Genomic DNA, 21,353 nt, shown 5'->3' with positions numbered 1-21,353 from the left:
GGCCGCGGAGCCGCCCGAGGACTTCGCCGGCATGCTCTCGCGCGGACAGCTGGGCGAGGCGATCCTGACCGCCGCCGGAACGGTCGGCGCACCGGGCGCGGGCCGCACCGGCGATACCGTGGCCGCGCTGGCCACCCTGCGCCTCGTCGGGCTGGAGGACGTAGCGCGCCGCGCCGCCCTGCAGATCCTGCTGCTGCCGGGGCCGCGATGACGGGTGGCGCAGGGTGGATTCAGCCCTTTCTCGAGGCCCGCGCGGCCGAGCTAGGCGCGTCGCGAAACACGCTGTCCGCCTATGCCCGCGACCTTGGGGATTTCGCCGACTGGCTCAATGCCCGCGGAAAGGACGCGGAGACGGCCGGGCAGGCCGATATCGAGGCCTATCTCGTCCATTGCGATGCGCAGGGGCTGGCCCGCTCGACACGGGCGCGTCGGCTCTCGGCGATCCGCCAGTTCTACGCCTTCGCCTTCGAGGAGGGGTTGCGCGGCGACAACCCCGCCCTGCAGGTCAGCGGGCCGACCCCCGAGCGCAAGCTGCCGAAGACGCTGTCGGAGCAGGATGTCGACCGCCTGCTGGATGCCGCCCGGCGGCTTGGACGCGACGAGGCGGACCGGGTGCGCAACACCTGCCTGATGGAGCTTCTTTATGCCACTGGCATGCGGGTGAGCGAACTGATCTCGCTGCCGGTCGCGGCGGCCCGCGGCCGACCGGAGTTGCTGCTGGTCACCGGCAAGGGCGGCAAGGAGCGGATGGTGCCGCTCTCGGCCACCGCGCAGGGGGCACTGTCAGCATGGCTGACGGTACGGGACAGGGCCGAGGAGAGGGGCCGCGCCGCGGGCAGGCCCGCCTCGCCCTTCCTGTTTCCGTCGCGGGGCAGGACGGGCCACCTGACGCGGCACAGGTTCTATCTGCTGGTCAAGGAGCTCGCGGTCGAAGCCGGCATTTCGCCCGGCGACGTCACGCCGCACACGCTGCGCCATGCCTTCGCGACGCATCTGCTGGCCAACGGCGCCGATCTCCGCGCGATCCAGACGCTTCTCGGGCATGCCGACGTGGCCACGACCGAGATCTACACCCATGTCCTTGACGAGCGCCTGAAAAGCCTGGTCGAGGATCACCACCCGCTGGCCCGTCGGCATTCCGGCGCGCACACACCATCCGACGAAGAATGAGCGCCCGCGTTCGGAACACCGCGGCGCCCGCCCCGCTTGTTGTTCGGTTTCACCGCCGGCATTCCCTTGAACGCGGCGCGCGCGCGCCCCATAACGCATAGGGTTGAAAGGAAAGCGACCCGATGGACCCCTCACCTCCCCTGCTCGACGCCACTTTCTGGTTTACCGCCAGCGCAATCCTGGCGCTGCTCGTGCTCTCGGCCTATTTCTCCGGCAGCGAAACGGCCCTGACCGCCGCGTCGCGCGGCAAGCTGCGGGCGCGGGCCGACAAGGGGGACAAGGGCGCCGAGAGGGCACTGATCATCACCGAGGACAACGAGCGCCTGATCGGCTCTGTCCTGCTGGGCAACAACCTCGTGAACATACTTGCCGCGTCGCTGGCCACGGCGCTGTTCACGCGCCTGTTCGGGGAAAGCGGCGTCGCGCTGGCGACGCTGGTCATGACGCTGCTGGTGCTCATCTTCGCCGAGGTGCTGCCCAAGACCTACGCCATCACCAATTCCGAGGCCGCCGCCTCGCGCACCGCGCCCATCATCACGCCGGTCATCAACATCTTCTCGCCGGTGGTCTACGCGGTTCGCGTGCTCGTGCGCGCGGTGCTGAGCCTCTTCGGGGTCAAGACCGACCCCGACAGCCATATCCTCGCCGTGCGCGAGGAAATCGCCGGCGCGCTGTATCTCGGCCATTCCGAGGGGATCGTGGAGAAAGAGGACCGCGACCGCATCCTCGGCGCGCTCGACCTTGGCGAGCGCGCCGTGGAGGAAATCATGCTGCACCGGTCGGGGATCGAGATGATCGACGCGGGCAGCGAGCCGCAGGCGATCCTCGACCAGATCCTGCAGAGCCGTCACACCCGCCTGCCCGTTTTCCGCGACGATCCCGACAACATCATCGGCGTGGTCCACGCCAAGGACCTGTTGCGCGCCATGTACAGCCTCGTCACCAACGAGGGCGTGTCACCGGAAACGCTTTCGAATTTCGACATATGCGACGTGGCGATGAAGCCCTACTTCGTGCCCGAGACCACCACGCTCGACGACCAGATGCGCCAGTTCCTGCGCCTGCGCACCCATTTCGCGCTGGTCGTGGACGAGTACGGCGTTCTGCAGGGGTTGATCACGCTCGAGGATATCCTCGAGGAGATCGTGGGCGAGATTGCCGACGAATTCGACCCCGACGCCGACCACCCGATCCGCCGCAGCGAGGACAACCAGTTCCTTGTCGATGGCGCCATGACGATACGGGACCTCAACCGCGCGACCGACTGGACACTGCCGGACGACGAGGCCAACACCGTGGCCGGGCTCGTCATCCACGAGGCCCAGATCATCCCCGAGGTGAACCAGGTATTCAACCTGCACGGCTTCCGCTTCGAGGTGATGGCGAAGGACGGCAACCGGATCACCAAGCTCAAGATAAGGAAGCTCTGAGGCCCGGGCGATGCGCCGGGCCCGGAATTTTCCAAAAAATTCCGGGCCGGAAAATTCGAATTTTCCGGCCCGCGCGATCAGGCACAGTCCACGATGGCCCTGGCAAGCCCCGTCAGCAGCCGGGTATAGAATGCCGGCCCCGGCGGAATGTCGGCGCCCATCGGGTCCAGAACGGCGGCGCGGGCGGTGCTGCCCTCCAGCACGACCTCCACGATACCGGGGTCGAACTGGGGCTCCGCGAAGATGCAGACGACGTTCCGCTCGGCCAGCCCGTTACGCAGGCGCGCCAGCCGCGCCGGCCCCGGCGTCCGCGCGTCGGAGACCGCGATCGCCCCCACCACCGACAGCCCGAAACGGCGCTCGAAATACTGGTAGGCGTCGTGGAAGACGACGAACCGCGCGTCGCGAACCGGTGCCAGCATCGTCTCGATCCGGGTCGTCGCCGCCTCGATCCTGTTCTTGCCCTCGGCCGCGTTGGCGCGGTAGAGCGCGGCGTTCCCGGGGTCCGCCACGGCCAGCGCGTCCGCCATGGCGTCGAGCCACAGCTTGCCGTTCTCAGGGTCCAGCCACGCATGCGGGTCGATCCCGTCATGCGCGTGGCCGTGATCCCCGCCGGCATGGCCGTGGTCTTGACCTGCGTCATGCGCCGCCTCTTCGTCCTCGTGCGCCCCGTCATGACCGTGGTCGTGGCCCGCATCATGCGCGTCCACCTTGAAGATGACGTTATCGCGCATCGCGTGTCTCAGTGTTCCCGGCACCTCGATCAGCGTCAGCACGCTGGCGTCGGCCGACAGCGTTTCCAGAGCACCGTCCAGCCACGGCGTCAGGCCGCCGCCAACTTGGAACACGAGGTCAGCGGCCTCCAGCGCCGCCGCCTCCGTCGGGCGCAGCGCATGGCCGTGCGGCGACACGCCCGGCTGCACGACCATCTCGGGGGTGCCAACCCCCTCCATGACCTGAGCAGCCAGCGAATGCACGGCGGCGATATCGGTGGCCACCACCGGGACGTCGGCCCGCGCGGGGGCGGACAGCAGGGCAAGGACAACGCAGGCGGAACGAAACATCATCAGGGCACCTTTTCGGACAGTGAAAGACGGGAGGATTGTTAAATGTTATAGTATAACATATCAAGCCCCTGATACACGACACGAACCGGAAATCCCGCAAGGACCGCCATGATCGGATTCGAAGCCCACGACCACCACGCCTGCAAGACGGCGGCGCTCGCGGCCGCCGACGCCCATTGCCGGGCCGCGGGGCTCAAGCTGACCCCCGTGCGCCGCCGCGTGCTTGAAATCCTGCTCGACCGGCACCGCGCGCTCGGCGCCTACGATATCCTCGACCACCTGCGCGAGGAGGGGCTCGGCTCGCAGCCACCCGTGGCCTACCGCGCCCTGGACTTTCTCGTGACGCACGGCTTCGCGCACAAGATCGAGCGGCTCAACGCCTTCGTGGCCTGCACCCATGCCGGCGAGGATCACGCACCGGCCTTCCTCATCTGCCGGCTCTGCGACAGCGTCGCCGAGGCAGAGGCCGCACCGGACCGAGGCGCGCTGGCGCGGGCAGCGCGGGGGGCGGGGTTCGAGATCGAGCGCATGGTGATCGAGGCGGTCGGCATCTGCCCCCGCTGCGCGGAGGCGGCATGACGGACATACCCCCCCTGGTGGACATTGCCGGCCTGCGCATCACGCTCGGGGCACAGACGGTTCTGCGCGACATCACGATGTCCATCGCGCCGGGAGAGATCGTTACCATCGTGGGGCCGAACGGCTCCGGCAAGTCCACGCTGCTGCGCGCGATCATCGGCGCGCTCAGCCCGCAGGCGGGGCGTGTCCACCGCAGGCGCGGCCTCAGGCTGGGTTACGTGCCACAGCGGCTGCATATCGACCCTACCCTGCCGCTGACCGTGCGCCGCTTCCTCGGCCTGCCGGTCCGCGTGACGGGCGCGCGCGTCGATGCCGCGCTCGATGCCGCGGGCGCCGGCGGGCTGGCGGACAGGCAGATGGCGGCGCTGTCGGGGGGGCAGTTCCAGCGCGTCCTGCTGGCGCGCGCGCTGCTCAACGACCCCGAGCTGCTGATCCTGGACGAGGCGACACAAGGCCTTGACCAGCCGGGCGCCGCCGCCTTCTACCGGCGGATCGAGCAGGTCCGGCAGGATCTCGGCTGCGCCGTGCTGATGGTCAGCCACGAATTGCACGTCGTGATGGCGGCATCGGACAGGGTGATCTGCCTAAACGGGCATATCTGCTGCGAAGGAGCGCCGGAGCACGTGGCGTCGGCCCCGGAATACCGCGCGCTTTTCGGCACGGGCACCGGCGGGGCGCTGGCGCTCTACCGGCACGACCACGACCACGACCATGACGGATGCGATCACGATCACGAGGCCGCGGAATGACACTGCTGGACGATTTCATGGTGCGGGCGGCGCTGGCCGGCCTGGGCGTGGCGCTGGCCGCCGCGCCGCTCGGGTGTTTCGTGGTCTGGCGGCGCATGGTCTATTTCGGGGACGCCACGGCACATGCGGCGATCCTTGGCGTGGCGCTGTCGCTGGCGTTCTCGCTGCCGGTTTTCTCGGGGGTGCTCGCGGTGGCGCTCGTGATGGCGCTGGCGGTCTCGTCCCTGTCGGGGCGTGGCGTCGGGCTCGACACGCTGCTTGGCGTCATGGCGCATTCCGCGCTTGCCTTCGGGCTGGTGGCGGTATCGTTCGTTCAGGGCGTGCGGGTGGACCTTTCGGCCTACCTTTTTGGCGACATCCTCGCGGTCGGACGCACCGACCTGTCGGTGATCTGGGGCGGCGCGGCGGCCGTGCTGGGGCTTCTGGCATGGCGATGGAACCGCCTGCTGACCGCGACTCTCGGCGCGGATCTCGCCCATGCGGCAGGCATCGACCCGCGGCGCGAGCAGCTTATCCTGACGGTGGCGCTGGCGGTGGTCGTGGCGGTGGCGATCAAGGTCGTCGGCGCGCTGCTCATAACGGCGATGCTCATCATCCCTGCGGCCGCCGCCCGCCCCTTTGCCGTGACGCCCGAGCGCATGGCCACCGTGGCCATGGCGATCGGGGCGCTGTCGGCGCTCGGCGGGTTGAGGATGGCCTTTGTCGCCGATACGCCGGCCGGCCCCACCATCGTCTGTGCCGCGGCGCTCTTGTTCGGCGTCTCGACGGTTTTCGGCGGCCTTTGGGCGCGCGCGGTGCGCTGACCCTTGCAAGGGCCACCATCCCGGCGGGTCGGTCAGGCCCGCAAGCGCCGGCCCTCGGGGTCAAAGGGGGGCGCTTGCAGGATGCGGCCCCGGTGCGGTCGGCCAAGGATCATCACCTCAACCGTGTCGCCCGGCCCCGCTGTCCCGTGCCGGACATAGCCCAGTGCCAGCGACATGCCCACGGTGTAACCGTAGGTGCCCGACGTCACCCGGCCCACGGGCGCGCCATCGCGCAGGATCGGCTCTCCGCCGGTGGCGTCAGCGTTCGAGGCGGTGACCGCCGCCTCGTCGACATGGATCAGCACAAGGTCCTCGCGGGGCGCCCCCTCCATCGCGCGTTGCGCCGCCTGCTTGTTCAGGAAATCCTTGCCCATCTTGCAAAGCCCCGCAAGACCGACCTCGTGGGGGTAGTATTCGGGGCTGTATTCGCGACTCCACGAGCCATAGCCCTTCTCGATCCGCATCGACATCAGCGCCCGCGCGCCCACGGGCCCCGCGCCGAACTCCTTGCCCGCCTCCACAAGCGCGCGGTAAAGCGCCTCCTGATCCTCGGTCCGGCAATGCAGCTCCCAGCCCAGATCGCCGGTAAAACTGACCCTCAGCGCAAGGCAGCGCACGCCGGCAATGTCGATCATCTTCGACCGCATGAAGGGGAAATCCCCGGTCGCCAACGAGGTGTTCGTCATCCGCTGCAACAACTCGCGCGATTTCGGCCCGGCCACGTTGAAGCCGCACATCTGCTCGGTATGGCTCTCGAAGGTCGTGCCCTCGGGCAGCGGCACCATGTCGTAGAACCGTTTCTGATAGCGCTCGGCCATCCCCGACGAAACGATCCAGAATTCATCCGCATCGACCCGCGTCACCGTGGCATCCCCGGCAATCCCGCCGCGCACGGAAATCAGCGGCGTCAGGCAGGACCGGCCGACCGACGTGGGCATGTTGTTGGCGAACACCGCGTTCAGCCAGTCCTCGGCGCCCGGCCCCTTCACCTTGTACTTGGCGAAGTTGGAAATATCGATGATGCCCGCCCGTTCGCGCAGCATCCGGCACTCGTCCCCGACAGGCCCCCACCAGTTCTGGCGGGTGAACCCGTTGGTGTCCTGCGTGCCCGGCGTGTCGGCGAACCACTGCGGGTGCTCCCAGCAGTAGTTGAGGCCGAACACCGCGCCCATCTCCTTTTGCATCTCGTAGACGGGCCGCGTGCGGTGCGGCCGGCCCGCCGCGCGTTCCTCGTTGGGGTAGTGGATGGCAAAGCGGTGGGCGTACTGGTCCTGCACCTTGGCCATCACGAAGCGCGGGTCATTCGCCCACTGGCCGAACCGCGCGATGTCCCACGGGAACATATCATACTGCATTTCCCCCTCGACGATCCACTGGGCCACCATCAGCCCCATGCCCGCCGACTGGCTGAAGCCCGGGATGATGCCCCCGCACATGAAGTAGTTTCTCAGTTCCGGCACCGGCCCAAGGATCACGTTGGAATCGGGCGACCAGATCATCGGCCCGTTGATCACCCGCTTGATCCCCGCCTCGCCCACGGCCGGCACGCGCTCGATCGCGCGCATCATGTTCTCCTCGATGCGCTCCAAGTCGTCGGGGAAGAGGTCGTGCGCGAAATCCAGCGGCGTGCCGTCCTCGGCCCAGAACTTCACTTTGCGCTCGTAGGCGCCGATCAACAGGCCCTTGCCCTCTTGCCGCAGGTAATATTCGCCATCCCGGTCCGCGACCGAGGGCAGCCGCCGGCCCGCGCTCTCGATCTCCGCCATGGCTTCGGTCACGAAATACTGGTGCTCGGTGGGCTGAAGCGGCACCTCGATGCCCGCCAGTTTCGCCACCTCCCGGCCCCACAGGCCCGCGGCATTGATCACCCACTCGGTCTCGATATTGCCCTTCGGCGTCTCGACCACCCATGTGCCGTCGGGCCTCGGACGGGTGGCGGTGACCGGCGTGAAGCGATAGATCTCCGCCCCCTTCTGCCGCGCGCCGACCGCATAGGCATTGGTCACGCCCGAGGGGTCCACGTTGCCCCCCTCCGGCTCCCACATGATGCAGCGGATGCCGTCGTAATTGACCAGCGGATGCTTCTCCTCGGCCTCCTCGCGGCTGATCTCGTGGAACTTCATCCCGTAAAGCTTGGCCTTCGCCGCCTGCAGCTTCAGCTGATGCTCCCGGTTCTCCGTCTGCGCAAGGTAAAGGCTGCCGGGCTGGAACACGCCGCAGCTCTGCCCTGTTTCCTGTTCCAGCTCCTTGTAGAGCGTCATGGTATAGTGCTGCAGCCGCGAGATGTTGGCGCTGTCATGCAGCCCGTGGATATTTGCCGCCGCGTGCCATGTGCTGCCGCTGGTCAGCTCGTCGCGCTCCAGCAGAACCACGTCCCTCCAGCCCAGCTTGGTCAGGTGATAGAGGATGGAGCATCCGATAACGCCGCCGCCGATCACGACAGCCCGTGCGTGGGTTTTCATGGGTCGTCCCTTGCGTGTGTTGCGGTGTCAACCTGACAGGGTGAACCGCCCGCCAAATGCCAGTTCCCGACATCATCCGTCGCGGTGATACAACCCGCCACTCCGGCGGCCGCCGGGCCGGCATGTCGGGTCTCAACGCAGCCGCGGGGTGACGCTGATATCAAAAAGGAACTGGCCATCGCGGGCGCACGCATACCGCTGCCCGCGCGCGTCCGTCCGTTTGAGAACCAGGGACGCGGCTGCACCCGCACCGCCGCCATGCGACAATTTCCCAACCGGCGGTTCGATACCATCCCGTTCGGTTATTCTTCACGGTTGGGCGCGCCAAGGCACCAAGCCAGCGCGGCAACCTGAAGCACGATCAGGCCTGCCATGGAAAGCAGGTACGGCCACTGGGTCACGCCCGCGTTCGTCACGGAGAAAATCGCCCCCAGGACATACTGTATCAAGAAGGTCGCAAGGATCACGCCGGTATTCATCAGCGCGTTGGAAAGCCCGATAAAGGCCCTGTCCTGCGACAATGCGACATAGGCATAGGCAAGCGTCACCGGATTGTAGGTCAGCGCGATCAACAGCCAGCTGATCAGGTCGAAATGCCCGGGAAAGAGGACAAGGCCCAGCTCGGCGCAGATGAACAAGCACGCGCTGCCAAGGATCAGCTGGGGAAACGTTATGCCGAACCGGCCAAGGGCAGAACCGACGATGCCGCCGGCGGCCGAGCCGACCGTCAGCGCGACGGCCATTGCCGTCAGCGACCAGGTTACGGCACTGGCCTGCAGACCGGCGATGTCCCGCATCCACGGCGCGGCCCACAGCCCCTGCATCGACGTGCCGGTGCCGAAGCAGACGGCGGCAATGGGCAGGTATCTCCGCAGGCGATCATTGCGCAAGACGGTATGGAAGCCGCTGCGCCAAGACTGCCACGAGATGCTCGGCCGCGCGCGCGGCTCCGGGGCCGCCCGCCAGATCGCCAGCGCGTTCAGCAACACGATGGCGGCGAGCGCAAGGAACATCGTGCGCCAGTCCGTCAGACGGATTATCACGCTCACGGGCTGCGTTGCCGCCAGGGCGCCGATCCCTCCCACGGCCAGGAAAAGACCGCTCGCCAGCGGCAGATTCCGGGGGCGCAGCCAAAGGCTCGCAGCTTGGTAACAGGCTACCAGGCAACCGGCCACGCCGATCCCGATCACGAAGCGTGCAAAGACCAGCAAAGGCACGGCCTCGGCGAGACCGAAGGTCGCGATCCCCGCGGCGGCGACGCACAAAAGCACCGTTTGAACGCGCCGCGGCCCGTACCGGTCCAGACATATCCCGATTGGGATCTGCGACGCAGCGGTGCCCAGGAAATAGGCGGCCGTCAACAAGCCCAGATTGCCAGGCCCGAGGCCAAGCTCCGATTCCAGCCTTGGCGACAGAACCGCGTTGACCGTCCGGAAAAAGAGCGAGAAGAAATAGGCCAGTGCGAACAGCGCGATCACCAGCCCCAGGTGCATGCCGTGCAACCCGGTTTGCCGGATGGGCTGTTGCGGGCTGTCACCGCCTGCCTCCGGGCGCGCGCGCTGATCGTTCGATCTGTCGGAGTTGCGACCAGTCTCAGGCATGCGCAGTCCGGTTTCAGCTTTCCGGGAAAGGCGGACCGGCACGGCCACGCAATGCGTTCAGCGGGGCACGGGCGGCTTTCTCACGCCGCGGGCAGGTCACTGATCCGGCCCAGTATATCGTCGAGCGACGTGACCTCCGCCCAGCCGACTTTCATCATCGCAAGGGCGGGTTCGTGAAGGTTGGGCAGCGTCGTACCCGTGCACTCCTCGATGACGATGGGCTGAAAATCGCGGAACATGGCGTCCTTGCTGCTCGCGGCGACGCACTGGTTCGTCAGAACGCCCGTGAAGATCACGGTTTCGGCCCCGAGGCCACGCAGGATCACCTCGAGATTGGTTTGAAAGAACGCGCTCAGGCGTGTCTTCTCGACGAACCAGTCCTCCTCCGCCGCGCCGATATCGCCGTAAAGCTCGTAGCCCCACGTGTTCTGCCGCAGACCGCTTTCACCAAGTTGTGGGCGCAGCTTGTGGAACGGGCCGGCATCCACCGAACTGCGCGTTCCGTGACGTGTCCATATCTGCGGAACACCGTGAGCGCGCGCAACTTCGACCAGACGTCTGGTCGGCGCGATCACGCGCTGCATGTGGCCAATATTGATCTGCTGTCTGGCGTAGGCGCCATCGTCGTGAAGAAAGTCGTTCTGCGCGTCGATGTGCACCACGGCTGTCCGGCGCGGCACGAGTTCGAAGCGGATGGGCTGAAAGGGCGCGGCTCCCTTGTGGGCCGTCAGGCGTTCAAAGTCTTCGATCATGAACTTTCTCCGTTCTTGTTGGCACCGTGCGCACCCGTCTACTGCATCATCCCGGGCAGCCACAGCGACAGGGCGGGAAACGAGATGAGCAGCACAAGCACGACCAGATCGACGGCGATGAACCATCCCACGCCGCGGAAAATCGTGGTCAACGCCACGCGATCCCCGAGCGCCCCCTTGATGACGTAGACGTTCAGCCCCACCGGCGGCGTCAGAAGACCGATCTCCAGCAGCTTGACCAGAATGATACCCAGGAAGATCAGGTCGAGCCCGCTCGCCTGTGCCATCGGCAGGATGATCGGCATCGTCAGGAGCAGAATGCCGATGGAATCCAGAAAGCAGCCCAGGAAGATGTAGAGCAGCGCGACGGCGACAAGCACGAGAAGCTCGGAGGTTCCGAAACTGACGAAGCTTTCGGCCACGAAGGTCGGCACGCCCGACAGCGCCATGAACTTGCCAAGAAGGGCCGTGCCGATCACCACCATGAAGATACTGGCCGTCCCGATAAGCGTCTGCTCGATCGCCCGCGCCATCACGGCAAGCGTGAGGCAACGGCGCGCAAGCGCCACCAGCACGGCCAGCGCGGCACCGACCGCCCCCGCTGCCGTGGGCGTGAAGAACCCGAGGAATATGCCCATCAAGACGCCCACGATGATCACCGGCAGGGCCCAGGTTTCGGCGATCGCCTCGCGCATCTCGGCGCGCGTGAACGTCTCGTGAACCGGTGGCGCAAGCGACGGCTTGAGGATACAGCGCAGCACGATCATCGACGAAAAGGCCAGCCCGGTCAGAATGCCGGGCACCACCCCCGCGGCAAAGAGCTTGGCCACCGAAACCTCGGCGATATAGCCGTAGATGATCATCAGGATACTGGGCGGTATGAGTGACCCCAGCGTGCCGGCCGCGGCTATCACGCCGGTGGCGAGCGCGGGATCGTAACGGTAGCGCAGCATCTCCGGCGTGGCGATCCGCGCGAAGGCCGACGAGGTGGCCACGGACGATCCCGACGCCGCCGCGAGCGTGGCGCTGGCCCCGACGCTGGCCACCGCCAGGCCGCCGGGCAGCCATGACAGCAACATGCGCATGGTCCGGAACAACCCCGACGACAATCCGGCCTCCGAGGCGACGAATCCCATCAGCAGGAACATGGGGATCGCCGTCAGGTTCCAGTCGCCGACGAAATTGAACGGTATCGCGGTAATGATGCCCCAAGCCGCACGAAGATTGAGCAGGACGGCGATACCCACGAAGGAAACGAGGCCCAAAGCGACCCCGATCTGCACACGCAACAGCAACAGCACCACGCTGGCGCCCAGACCGATGAAACCGATGTCGACACTGCTCATGTAAGGAGCCCTTCGCTGGATTGGATTTCCCGGCTGCCGCGCTTGGCGGCGCGGGGGTCAGATGTGACCTTCTTCAGGGGCCGGTGGAGTCGGGGAAAACGCCGGATCGGTGGCCGCGCGCCAGGCATGCAGGAGCACGACCAGACCGATGGCCGCGAAGCCGACCGGCAGCACGAACTTGGCGGGCCAGATGATGACATAGACATTGCCCATCATCATCTCGTTCTTGGCCAGCGAGCGTATCGCGTCGCCCCAGGTGCGCCAGGTGAGGATCGCGAAGAACCCCGCGCTGACCAGGTATCCCGCGACCAACGTGATCCTTTGCAACAGCCTTGGCATCAACTGATAGAGGAGATCGACCTGTATGTGCTCGTGCCGGCGCTCGACGAACGCCAGGGGCAGGAACACCACGAGCACCATGTGATGAACGGAAATCACTTCGAGGTTTCCCGGTATCGGCCGGGAAAAGAACTGGTCCGCGATCACGTCCGCGACGGTTTGCACCATCATTAGAACCAACGCGATCCCGCCGATGACGGCGAGGAAATTCGACAGCCACCGGAGCAAGGTGTCCACCATTGCGGTATTTCGGGTCATTGGACGTCCCCCCGTGACCCGGCACGGGCTTTCACGTGCCCGTGCCGGGCAGAAAGTGCTCAGTTCAGGCCATAGCTCGACGCATCTATGGTGTCATAGAGGTTCTCGGCCAGGATGTCGCTGAGCGCATCGGCATCGTCACGCGACACGCCGTCGAGCAGCTCGCCCCACTTGTCATAGGTTTCCTTGAAACGGGAGATCAGCCCGGTGGCATCCGGGGCGCCAAGGTTCTCGGCGGTCTCCAGCGCCATGGGCTCCACCTCGTTCGCGACAAAGGCGTCAAGGTTCTGCTGCAAACCTTCTGAGGGCTGATAGACCGTCACGCCGCGGTCTTCGGCCTCGGCGAGCGCCTCGTCAGACGCCGCCTGATACTGCTGCGCGATATTGACCAGGTTGTCCGGCATGGTGTCGAGCAGCAGGCGCCGGTTTCCTTCGCTCAGTTCCTCCCAGCGGCCGTCCCGCATGGCGTATTCCCACCCGGCGAAATACGAGCCGACCTCGAGCAGCGTGGTGTGTTTGGCCACGTCCCACAGCGATCTCGATTTCAGATCGTTTGCGGCGTTGAACACGCAATCGAACTGTCCCTTTTCAAGCCCGTTGAACATCTCCGAGGAGGGAACGCTGACCGGGGTCGCCTTGACGCTTTCGACCCAGGCCGCGTGCACGGGCGAAGGCGTGCGTATCTTCTTGCCCTCGATCTCTTCGAGGTTCGTCACCGGTGTATTGCAGATCATCACGTATTGCGGCGTCGCGTAGGAGCCAAGAAAGACGATCCCGAGCCGGTCGAACATGTCCTGCATGCCAGGATCGTTCATGTAGAAATCGGCCACGGCCATCATGCCGACCATGCTTTCGTTGAGCCCGATGCCGAGCGATGCCAGAACGTTGTCCTCGGGCAAGTCCGAGGGCGTGTAGGTGCCCGCGTGATAGGTCATGTCGACGACCGCGTCCTGCAGCCCGGACAGGTGCGCGGCGGGCGGCAGCAGGGATGTGCCGGTGAACACCTGCAACGTCAGATCACCGCCGGAGACGTCCTCGATCGTCTTGGCCAGTTCGAGGTAACCGGCGCCCGTCAAGGGGTGGGTTTCTGGGAACCACACGCTGGCGGTAATGGTCTCTGCCGAAGCCGACGTCGCCCCGGCCAGCAGGGCCGTGCCGACGATGGCGCTTGCTAGTTTCTGTCTCATTACTGTCTTTCTCCCTGTTTTGTATCGGAATGCAGCCTGTCCCCGCTGCCGGGGGTGTCATCTGGGTGTCGAAACCCAACCGGTTCGTGTCATCGCACCTCCTTCAGCTTGCCAAACCCAGTCTATCCTTGATCCAGTAATAACTGATGCCCATCCGCATGACCGGCGTCCTGACGGCGTGCCAGCCGATGGGGCGCAGCCTTGTCTGTTGAAGGGCAAGCGGCCCGTCATCCGCCAGGTGCCGCGCGATCATTGCGCCCATGGCCGTCGCCAGCGCCACGCCGCGGCCATTATACCCCAGCAAGGCGTACAGCCCCGGCTTGGGCTGGTGCAGATGCGGCCAGCCGTCCATCGTCAGCCCCACCTGCCCTGACCATCCATACTCTATCGGCAGCGCGGCCGCCTGCGGGAACATACGGCGCAGTGCCTGCTCGAGCCGCTTTTGCAAACCCATGCCGTGCGTCTCGCCGATCGCACCGCGGCCGCCAAGCATCAGCCGGCCGTCATGGGACAGCCGCACGTAGAAGGCCAGCTTGCGAATTTCCGACAGGCAGCCGCCGAACGGCAACACCGTCCGGCGCGTCTCTTCGGGCAAGGGCGCCGTGACCACGATGTTGCTTTGGGCCGCGAGAATGCCGCGGTTCAGACCGGGCAGAAGATGCCCGTCGCTATAGGCACCCGTGGCCAGCAGGACGCGCCCTGCCCGCGCCTCGCCGCGATCGGTGATCAGGCGCCACCCGTTGTTTTCCGCCGCCAGCCCGCGCACCGGGCTTTGCGGAACGATCCGGGCGCCGGCCTCCCGCGCGGCGCGGGCCAGCCCCCGCACATAGGCCAGCGGTTGAACCTGTCCGGCACGCGGGTCCAGCCAGCCGCCGGCATATCCCGACGACCCGACCATGGCCACGATCTCGTCGCGGTCCAGCATACGGGCCGAAACGCCCCGGGCCTGCCACTGGTGGACACGCTGTCGAACCGTGCCGAGCGCGGTCTTGGAATGCGATGCCTGAATCCAGCCGTTGCGCCGCGGATGACAGGCGATGCCATGCCGTTCGATCAGGTCGAACACGAGGTCGGGAGCGTCCGAACCAAGCCGGATCAATGCCTCGCCCCGCTGCGCACCGTGCCGGGCGATCACGGCGTCGGGGTCGTGCTTGAAGCCCGGTATGACCTGGCCGCCATTGCGTCCCGAGGCTCCGAAACCCAACTCGTCGGCCTCGAAGACCGTCACGCTGTGGCCGGCCTGCGCGAAATGCAGCGCCGCCGACAACCCTGTAATGCCGCCCCCCACGATCGCCAGATCCGCATCGCCGGCGCTGTCGGCCTCCGGCGCCGGTTCGGGACAATCCGCGAACCACAGACTGCGGAAGAAGGTGGCGGCACTTTTTGTCATCGGCTGGCGGCCCACCCCGGATAGGCCCCTTGGGCGGCCTCGGCGCTCAGAATGCCCTGCCGCACGTCTTCATCGATGGCCGCGTGCGATCGCTCTTGCGGAGGGCCGTAGCCGGCGCCGCCACCGAAGCGGAACACCACCAGGTCGCCTTTCTTCAAGTCGTGCATGTCCTTCGACTTGAGCGAGATCACATCGTCTCCGCGGTGAATTTCGCAGGCCCCGGTCGTCCCGTCGGTTCCACCGAACAGGCCGCTTGCCGGCAACTTGAAACGGTCGGCATAAAGCGCGACGGTCGCGCCATCCTTGAGGATGCGGAAGGCCCGTTCGAACCCCGCGCCGCCGCGGTACCGGCCATGGCCGAAACTGTCCGGCCTGAGGCGATACTCCTCGACCCGGAAGAACTCGTAATCCTGGTCGATGGCTTCGACGGGGGTATTGGCGCAGTTGGCCAGCGGGCTGTCGATGGCGTCACATCCGTTCTGGCTGCTGGACGCGCCATATCCCCCACCGAACACCTCAAGGTAAACGGAGTACTTGCCGTCGTTAAGCCACGACAGGCAGCCCACGGAGGTGGAATCGTAGCCCCCCGCGATAACCTGCTCCGGAACGGCCTGCGCCAGTGCCTTCATCGTCGCGTTGAAGGCGCGGTAGCAGACGTTCATCCGCGCGCGAACGGGCGCGGGGTAGCGCGGGTTGAGGACGCAGCCCTCCGGCACGACCACGTCCACCGAGCGGCACAGCCCGTCATTGAAGGGAATGTCGGGCGTGCTGATCACGCTCTTGACGCAGGACATGGTGGCCGAGATCGTCGAGGCGAGCGGCGCGTTGACATTCGTCATCACCTGGTCGTCGGTGCCGCTGTAATCGACCGTTATCCGGTCGCCCTCTATTGTGACCTTGGAACGCACGCGAACCGGCGTATCGTTGACCCCGTCATCGTCGATCGCGGATTCTCCGTAATAGACCCCGTCAGGCGCTTTCGAGATACCGGCGCGCACGCGGCGTTCCGTATAAGCCTGGAATGCCGCCATGACCTCTTCCACCTTTTGCACGCCGTAGCGTTCGCACAACTCCGCGATCCGCTTCTGCCCGATCCTGTTGGCCGCGATCTGCGCGTTGAAATCGCCCATCGTCTGCAGCGGCGCACGCACATTCGCTCGAAGCATGCGTTCGAGAGGGCCGCCGTTCCAGTCGCGCGTCATCGAGAATTTCGTCGGCGGGATGATAAGGCCTTCGGAATGGATGTCGCGGGCGTGGGGCGAAAGGCCGGGGCTACCGCCGCCGATATCGAGATGATGCGCCACGGAGGCGGCAAACCCCACACGGCGCTCTCCGACGAAGATCGGATGGAAGAAGAACACATCCTGCAGGTGCTGCCCGCCGGAGTGGCTGTCATTGACGACGAAGAAATCGTCGGGGGTCACCTCGTCGAGATCGTAGAGCCGCGCACAGGACTGGAAGATCGCCCCGATCGACCCCAGCTGCATCGGGATCAGCTCCGCCTGGGCCACGGTATACCCGTCGCGGTCAAGGATGGCGGCAGACCCGTCCCGCGCCTCGCGCAGGATCGTCGAATAGGCGGAACGGATGAGCTTGGCCCCCATTTCGCGGGCGCCGGCCAGAACCGCCTGGCTGATGACGGCGTAATCTATCGCGCTGAGGGTCATGCCCGGCTCCTTTCCATGGTCAGGTTGTCATCGGCATCGCGGGTCACGGTCCATCCGTCGGGCAGGTACACCGTCGAGGAATACCCCTCGATCAACGCCAGCCCCTTCACGGGCTGTCCCACCGGCAGCTCCGAGCTGGAATGGAGCGCGGCGTGCCGCACCCCCTGCCCGGTCTCGAAGCTGGTGTGTGCGGGCCGCTCGACATTGCTGGGTTTTTCACGGAAAGCGGGCAAGCTGCCGATGGCGCGCGTGGCCGTCACCCTGAAACTGACCATCTCGATTTTCTGGCCCTCGGTGCCGCCGTGCAGGAAAATACGGTGGTGCGCCTGCTGAAAGAGGTCCTCCAGCATCGCGGCGTCCAGCTTTTCGAGAGTTTCCTCGTCCAGTTCGACGGGCACCTCGAAGGCCTGCCCGACAAAGCGCATGTCCGCGACGAAACCGATCTCCAGCTCGCCACCCAGGGCAAAGGTCTCGAAATCGGCCCGTGCCTCGGCTTCCATTTCGGCCTTGATGGCGCGCACCTTGTCCGCCGCGGCCTCATCGACAACGAACCGGTGTGTCGCCGCGTAGATACGCGAGAAATCCGACGCGATCAGCCCATAGGCCGACAGAACCCCGGGATTGGGCGGAACGATCACGCGCTGCACGCCCAGCTCCTCGGCGATCTCGGCGGCCAGCAGCGGGCCGGCCCCGCCATAGGGCACCAGCGCGTAATCGCGCGGGTCCTTGCCCTGCTCGGTCGAGATATGCTGGATGGCGCGCACGATGTTTGCCGCGCCAAGGCGCAGCGCCGCCCCGGCGGCTTCGGGCACCGAAAGCCCCAGTTGTTCGGCCAGCGGGCGAAACGCCGCGACGGCCAGCGCGCGGTCGATCTTCATCGCCCCGCCAAGGAACGCCTCGGGCCGCAGGCTGCCGCGGATCACGTGCGCATCCGTCAGCGTGGGCTGCGTGCCGCCCTTGCCATAGCAGGCCGGGCCCGGCTCCGCCCCCGCGCTGGTTGGCCCGACGCGCAGCATGCCGCCATCATCGATCCAGACGATCGAACCGCCCCCCGCGCCCACGGTCGAGATGTCGATAACGGGGGTGCGCACCGGCAGCCCGTCGATCTCGGTATCCGGAGATATCCCGGGGCGCCCCCCGGTCACGAGGCACACATCGGCCGAGGTGCCGCCCATGTCAAAGGTGATGAGGTTGCCGTTGCCGCTGCGGCCAACCTGACGGATCGCCCCCACGACCCCCGCCGCCGGGCCGCTGAACAACGCGGCGATCGCGTTGCGCCGCATCGCCGAGGCCGGCACCCGGCCGCCGTTGGACTGCATGATCGACAGCCGCGCCTTGACGCCCAGGCCCTGCAGGGAATCCTCGAGCCTCTCGATGTAGCGGTCGATCACCGGCTGCACGTATCCTGCAAGCGTCACCGTCGAGGCACGTTCGTACTCGCGGAATTCCCGCGTCACCTGGGACGAGACGGATATCACCGCCTCCGGCATCTCCGCCGTCAGAAGATCCAGCAGCGCCTCCTCGTGCGCGGGGTTCGCATAGGACGACAGCAGGCAGATCGCGACGGCGTCGTAACCGCCTTTCTTGAGGTCGGGCAGAACATCGCGTTTTACCGCCTCGATGTCGAGCGGCGCGAGGACCTCGCCCTGCGCATCGACGCGTTCGGCCACCTCGAAACAGTCCACGCGCTCCACCACCGGAACCGGCCGCTGATAGCGCAGATCGTAGATATTGCGGCGGTCGTGGCGCTGAAGGAAAAGGATATCGCGAAACCCTGCTGTGGTGACGAACGCCACGTTCGCGCCCTTGCGCTCAAGCAGTGCGTTGGTCGCCACGGTCGAACCATGCACCATGTCGCTGATCTGCCCGCAATCGACGCCCGATTCCTCGATCGCATTCAGAACGCCTCGGTCGGGTGCCGCGGGTGTTGACGGAACCTTGCGCAGCTCGATCCGGTCATCCTCGACGGCGACCATGTCGGTAAAGGTTCCTCCAACCTCGATTCCAACGCGCATGCATCACTCCAGATTAAAAACATTTTGCAAAATCTTTCATTTTTGCGAGGATCAGGCAAGAAAAAATGAAAGCATGAGCGACAAATTTTCATTTTTGCCTTAAACTGGCTCAAAATTTGAAGGAAACGAACCGTGTCCGTCTCGAAAAAAATCGCACGCCCGCCCGAGGCAGCCGAGAATGACGGCCAAGTTCTGGCACGCCGCTTGCGGGAATTGCGCCGCCAGCACGGGCTTTCACTGCAGCAGCTTGCCGATCGCGCCGATCTGTCGGTTGGCACCATAAGCCAGGTGGAGCGCGGCTTGTCCCAGCCGTCGCTGCGCACCGTGAGAAAGCTCGCCAACGCATTCGGTTTACCGACCGCCTATTTCTTCGACGCGGGATCAGGGTCTGCCGAGGCCGAGGATGGCATCGTGATTCGCGAAGGAAGCCGGCCGGTCATGACGTTCAACGGGACCGACATGACCGCCTGGATGCTTTCGCCGCAGGACCTGGAAGGCCTGCAGTTCATGCTTGTGCACCTCAAGCCCGGCGCGATGTCGGGCCGCAGGAATTACGAGCATTCGGGTCTCGACCTGGGGTTTGTCATTTCGGGAACGCTCAATCTCGAGGTCGAGGACCGTTTCTACGTTCTCGGCCCCGGTGACAGCTTCTGTTTCGACAGCCGCAGGCCACACCGGTTCGAGAACCGCGGCAAGAGCGAATGCATCGTCGTCTACATCAATACCCAATGACCCAGAAGCAGGAGCAGACATGACGGGCACGCCATCCCGATCCATGATCGTCACCCCCCAGCCGGAAGCAACCGAGGCCGGTCACGAGATTCTCCGCGCCGGGGGCAACGCGGTCGACGCGGCCATAGCGACCGCCTTTGTCCAGGGCGTCGTCGACCCGCTGATGTGCGGCATCGCCGGTTTCGGCAGCATGGCCGTCTACGACCCGGAGTCGGACGTTCACGAGTATATCGACTTCCACGCACCGGCCCCCGGCGCCGCAACCGGCGACATGTGGGCCGACCTGATCGAGGGCGAGGCGCGAGACGGCTATGGCTTCACGCTCAAGGGGCGTGTGAACGACATCGGCTACCAGTCGATCTGCGTGCCCGCTTCGCTGCGCGCCTATGCCTGCGCGCATGAGCGTCACGGCTCGATGCCATGGGCCGACCTGATGCAACATGCGATCGGCTGGGCGCGCAACGGCTGGTCGGTGCGCCCCCACGTGCACCAGTTCTGGTCGGAACCATCCAAGATGGGGCGCGTGGCCAATCACGAGCGTATCGCCCACACCCCTGCCAGCCGCGCCCTCTATTGCCGCGAGGACGGCAGCCCCAAGCAGGTCGGCGACACGGTCATCAACCCCGATCTGGCCGCGACCCTGAGCCTCATCGCGGCGCAGGGGGCGGATGTGTTCTACACCGGCGAGATCGCGGACCGCATCGTCGAGGACATGGCCGCGCATGGCGGGCTGGTGTCGGCGGACGACCTGGCGGGCTACGAGGCGAAAATCAATCAGCCGGTTGTCTCACGCTACCGCGACTTCACGGTGACCAGCAACCAGCCGCCGGGCGGCGGGCTCATGCTGGCGCAAATGCTGAACATCCTTGCCCATTTCGATCTAAAATCCATGGGCCACAACAGCGCCGAGTACGTGCGGACCGTCGCCGAGGCAATGAAATACGCCACCATCGACAAGGACCGTTTCATCGGCGATCCCGATTTCGTCGACGTGCCGGCAGGGCGGATCCTGTCGGAGGATTACGCCGCCGAACTGGCCGCCCGGATCAGGAACGGCGACAAGGCCGACGTGCCACGGTTCGACCCGGCCGGCCAGTGCCGCGACACCACCCAGATATCCATCGTCGACGGCAACGGCATGTGCGTGTCGATGACGCACTCGCTCGGCATGCCGTCGGGCGTCGTGACCGAGGAACTGGGGTTCATGTACAATGGTTGCATGGGAGTTTTCGACCCGCGCCCCGGCCTGCCGGGGTCTATCGCGCCCGGAAAGGCGCGGTTCAGCTCGGTCTGTCCGTCGATCGTGTTCCGCGATGGCACGCCGCGCCTCGTGATCGGGGCCCCGGGGGCCACGCAGATCGCAATGGGTGTTCTGCAGGCCACGCTGAACGTGCTGGACTTCGGCCTTTCCATGTCCGAGGCCGTCGCCCGCCCCCGGTTCTCGGCGACCAGCAATGCCATCGATGTGGTCAACCGGATTCCCAGATCGGTCACAGACACGCTCGAGAAAGAGGGGTACGAAGTCATCCGCGATCCGCGCAGCTATGGCATCGCGTGGGTCCACGGTATCGGTATCACCGAAAACGGCCTCGACGGGGGCGCCGACCCGGCGACCGACGGCATGGCCATGCCCTGACGGGCAAGACGCGGCGGGCTGGAAACGGCCGCCGGGTGGCCGGGCATGAGACCGGCCTTTCCCGGGCCGGTCCGTTTCGGTCAGGCGGCCGGCGCGCAGGCGGTTTCGCCGTATCATGCGCGCCCGCACCGGCCCGGCGAGCAATTGAACGCGCGATGCCATCCAAGAAA

The 21,353-nt window shown here is 66.0% G+C and carries 17 protein-coding genes and 1 pseudogene; 8 read left to right on the top strand and 10 right to left on the bottom strand.

Annotated elements, in window-relative coordinates; translation table 11 throughout:
- The 3 genes and pseudogenes from ACH13J_RS04950 to ACH13J_RS04940 form a co-directional block, all read left to right on the top strand.
- Positions 1 to 211, top strand: a pseudogene (locus ACH13J_RS04950) (hypothetical protein); the annotation flags it as partial.
- Positions 208 to 1,170 (top strand): tyrosine recombinase, encoded by a 963-nt coding sequence (locus ACH13J_RS04945; protein ID WP_397542200.1) that lies wholly within the window; start codon positions 208 to 210, stop codon positions 1,168 to 1,170. The pseudogene ACH13J_RS04950 and the gene ACH13J_RS04945, both read left to right, overlap by 4 nt.
- A gap of 122 nt (positions 1,171 to 1,292) precedes the next feature.
- Positions 1,293 to 2,600, top strand: coding sequence for a CNNM domain-containing protein (locus tag ACH13J_RS04940; RefSeq protein WP_397542199.1), 1,308 nt, complete (start codon positions 1,293 to 1,295; stop codon positions 2,598 to 2,600).
- A 77-nt stretch (positions 2,601 to 2,677) separates the two neighbouring features.
- Here the strand turns inward: ACH13J_RS04940 and ACH13J_RS04935 are convergent, their stop codons facing one another.
- Positions 2,678 to 3,667, bottom strand: coding sequence for a metal ABC transporter solute-binding protein, Zn/Mn family (locus ACH13J_RS04935; protein WP_397542198.1), 990 nt, complete (start codon positions 3,665 to 3,667; stop codon positions 2,678 to 2,680).
- A gap of 108 nt (positions 3,668 to 3,775) precedes the next feature.
- On the opposite strand from ACH13J_RS04935, the gene ACH13J_RS04930 reads away from it, so the two are divergent.
- The 3 genes from ACH13J_RS04930 to ACH13J_RS04920 are packed head-to-tail and all read left to right on the top strand — an operon-like array spanning position 3,776 to position 5,798.
- On the top strand, positions 3,776 to 4,246 hold the full coding sequence (locus ACH13J_RS04930; RefSeq protein WP_397542197.1) for a transcriptional repressor: 471 nt from the start codon (positions 3,776 to 3,778) through the stop codon (positions 4,244 to 4,246).
- Positions 4,243 to 4,995 carry an ATP-binding cassette domain-containing protein gene (locus ACH13J_RS04925; RefSeq protein WP_397542196.1) on the top strand — a complete coding sequence of 251 codons (753 nt, stop codon included), beginning with the start codon at positions 4,243 to 4,245 and terminating at the stop codon, positions 4,993 to 4,995. The genes ACH13J_RS04930 and ACH13J_RS04925 overlap by 4 nt, the downstream gene beginning before the upstream one ends.
- Complete coding sequence (locus ACH13J_RS04920; RefSeq protein ID WP_397542195.1) at positions 4,992 to 5,798, top strand: metal ABC transporter permease; 807 nt, start codon at positions 4,992 to 4,994, stop codon at positions 5,796 to 5,798. Before ACH13J_RS04925 ends, ACH13J_RS04920 begins: the two co-directional genes overlap by 4 nt.
- A gap of 32 nt (positions 5,799 to 5,830) precedes the next feature.
- On the opposite strand, the gene ACH13J_RS04915 is transcribed toward ACH13J_RS04920, so the two are convergent.
- The 9 genes from ACH13J_RS04915 to ACH13J_RS04875 form a co-directional block, all read right to left on the bottom strand.
- Positions 5,831 to 8,260: an FAD-dependent oxidoreductase gene (locus ACH13J_RS04915; RefSeq protein ID WP_397542194.1), complete on the bottom strand. Its 2,430-nt coding sequence runs from the start codon at positions 8,258 to 8,260 to the stop codon at positions 5,831 to 5,833.
- Positions 8,261 to 8,562: 302 nt separating this feature from the next.
- Entirely contained in the window at positions 8,563 to 9,861 is a 1,299-nt protein-coding gene (locus tag ACH13J_RS04910) for an MFS transporter (protein ID WP_397542193.1), read from the bottom strand.
- 80 nt (positions 9,862 to 9,941) lie between these two features.
- Positions 9,942 to 10,613, bottom strand: coding sequence for an isochorismatase family protein (locus tag ACH13J_RS04905; RefSeq protein WP_397542192.1), 672 nt, complete (start codon positions 10,611 to 10,613; stop codon positions 9,942 to 9,944).
- Positions 10,614 to 10,651: 38 nt separating this feature from the next.
- A complete protein-coding gene (locus ACH13J_RS04900) occupies positions 10,652 to 11,959 on the bottom strand; it encodes a TRAP transporter large permease subunit (RefSeq protein WP_397542191.1) in 1,308 nt (435 codons plus the stop codon).
- Positions 11,960 to 12,016: 57 nt separating this feature from the next.
- A complete protein-coding gene (locus ACH13J_RS04895) occupies positions 12,017 to 12,556 on the bottom strand; it encodes a TRAP transporter small permease subunit (RefSeq protein WP_397542190.1) in 540 nt (179 codons plus the stop codon).
- 59 nt (positions 12,557 to 12,615) lie between these two features.
- A complete protein-coding gene (locus ACH13J_RS04890) occupies positions 12,616 to 13,743 on the bottom strand; it encodes a C4-dicarboxylate TRAP transporter substrate-binding protein (protein WP_397542189.1) in 1,128 nt (375 codons plus the stop codon).
- Positions 13,744 to 13,846: 103 nt separating this feature from the next.
- Entirely contained in the window at positions 13,847 to 15,133 is a 1,287-nt protein-coding gene (locus ACH13J_RS04885; RefSeq protein WP_397542188.1) for an FAD-dependent oxidoreductase, read from the bottom strand.
- Positions 15,130 to 16,800 (bottom strand): hydantoinase B/oxoprolinase family protein, encoded by a 1,671-nt coding sequence (locus ACH13J_RS04880; RefSeq protein WP_397542187.1) that lies wholly within the window; start codon positions 16,798 to 16,800, stop codon positions 15,130 to 15,132. The genes ACH13J_RS04885 and ACH13J_RS04880 overlap by 4 nt, the downstream gene beginning before the upstream one ends.
- Positions 16,797 to 18,815 (bottom strand): hydantoinase/oxoprolinase family protein, encoded by a 2,019-nt coding sequence (locus ACH13J_RS04875; RefSeq protein WP_397542186.1) that lies wholly within the window; start codon positions 18,813 to 18,815, stop codon positions 16,797 to 16,799. Before ACH13J_RS04875 ends, ACH13J_RS04880 begins: the two co-directional genes overlap by 4 nt.
- A 132-nt stretch (positions 18,816 to 18,947) precedes the next feature.
- Between ACH13J_RS04875 and ACH13J_RS04870 the strand changes: the two genes are divergently transcribed.
- Together ACH13J_RS04870 and ggt are read left to right on the top strand one after the other, a co-directional pair.
- Positions 18,948 to 19,547, top strand: a complete 600-nt coding sequence (locus ACH13J_RS04870) for a helix-turn-helix domain-containing protein (RefSeq protein ID WP_397542185.1) — start codon at positions 18,948 to 18,950, stop codon at positions 19,545 to 19,547.
- A gap of 19 nt (positions 19,548 to 19,566) precedes the next feature.
- Positions 19,567 to 21,183, top strand: a complete 1,617-nt coding sequence (gene ggt / locus ACH13J_RS04865; protein ID WP_397542184.1) for a gamma-glutamyltransferase — start codon at positions 19,567 to 19,569, stop codon at positions 21,181 to 21,183.
- The last annotated feature ends 170 nt before the right edge of the window (positions 21,184 to 21,353 follow it).

This window comes from Roseovarius salis (assembly GCF_044472985.1).
GTDB lineage: Bacteria > Pseudomonadota > Alphaproteobacteria > Rhodobacterales > Rhodobacteraceae > Roseovarius > Roseovarius salis.
Note: the sequence above shows the minus strand (reverse complement) of the source record. Positions and strands in the feature narration are given on the sequence as shown.

What these genes read in the sequence shown, in the direction of transcription:
- ACH13J_RS04945 (WP_397542200.1), top strand. Translation starts at nt 208, where the DNA reads ATGACGGGTGGCGCAGGGTGGATTCAGCCCTTTCTCGAGGCCCGCGCG.
- ACH13J_RS04940 (WP_397542199.1), top strand. Translation starts at nt 1,293, where the DNA reads ATGGACCCCTCACCTCCCCTGCTCGACGCCACTTTCTGGTTTACCGCC.
- ACH13J_RS04935 (WP_397542198.1), bottom strand. Translation starts at nt 3,667, where the DNA reads ATGATGTTTCGTTCCGCCTGCGTTGTCCTTGCCCTGCTGTCCGCCCCC.
- ACH13J_RS04930 (WP_397542197.1), top strand. Translation starts at nt 3,776, where the DNA reads ATGATCGGATTCGAAGCCCACGACCACCACGCCTGCAAGACGGCGGCG.
- ACH13J_RS04925 (WP_397542196.1), top strand. Translation starts at nt 4,243, where the DNA reads ATGACGGACATACCCCCCCTGGTGGACATTGCCGGCCTGCGCATCACG.
- ACH13J_RS04920 (WP_397542195.1), top strand. Translation starts at nt 4,992, where the DNA reads ATGACACTGCTGGACGATTTCATGGTGCGGGCGGCGCTGGCCGGCCTG.
- ACH13J_RS04915 (WP_397542194.1), bottom strand. Translation starts at nt 8,260, where the DNA reads ATGAAAACCCACGCACGGGCTGTCGTGATCGGCGGCGGCGTTATCGGA.
- ACH13J_RS04910 (WP_397542193.1), bottom strand. Translation starts at nt 9,861, where the DNA reads ATGCCTGAGACTGGTCGCAACTCCGACAGATCGAACGATCAGCGCGCG.
- ACH13J_RS04905 (WP_397542192.1), bottom strand. Translation starts at nt 10,613, where the DNA reads ATGATCGAAGACTTTGAACGCCTGACGGCCCACAAGGGAGCCGCGCCC.
- ACH13J_RS04900 (WP_397542191.1), bottom strand. Translation starts at nt 11,959, where the DNA reads ATGAGCAGTGTCGACATCGGTTTCATCGGTCTGGGCGCCAGCGTGGTG.
- ACH13J_RS04895 (WP_397542190.1), bottom strand. Translation starts at nt 12,556, where the DNA reads ATGACCCGAAATACCGCAATGGTGGACACCTTGCTCCGGTGGCTGTCG.
- ACH13J_RS04890 (WP_397542189.1), bottom strand. Translation starts at nt 13,743, where the DNA reads ATGAGACAGAAACTAGCAAGCGCCATCGTCGGCACGGCCCTGCTGGCC.
- ACH13J_RS04885 (WP_397542188.1), bottom strand. Translation starts at nt 15,133, where the DNA reads ATGACAAAAAGTGCCGCCACCTTCTTCCGCAGTCTGTGGTTCGCGGAT.
- ACH13J_RS04880 (WP_397542187.1), bottom strand. Translation starts at nt 16,800, where the DNA reads ATGACCCTCAGCGCGATAGATTACGCCGTCATCAGCCAGGCGGTTCTG.
- ACH13J_RS04875 (WP_397542186.1), bottom strand. Translation starts at nt 18,815, where the DNA reads ATGCGCGTTGGAATCGAGGTTGGAGGAACCTTTACCGACATGGTCGCC.
- ggt (WP_397542184.1), top strand. Translation starts at nt 19,567, where the DNA reads ATGACGGGCACGCCATCCCGATCCATGATCGTCACCCCCCAGCCGGAA.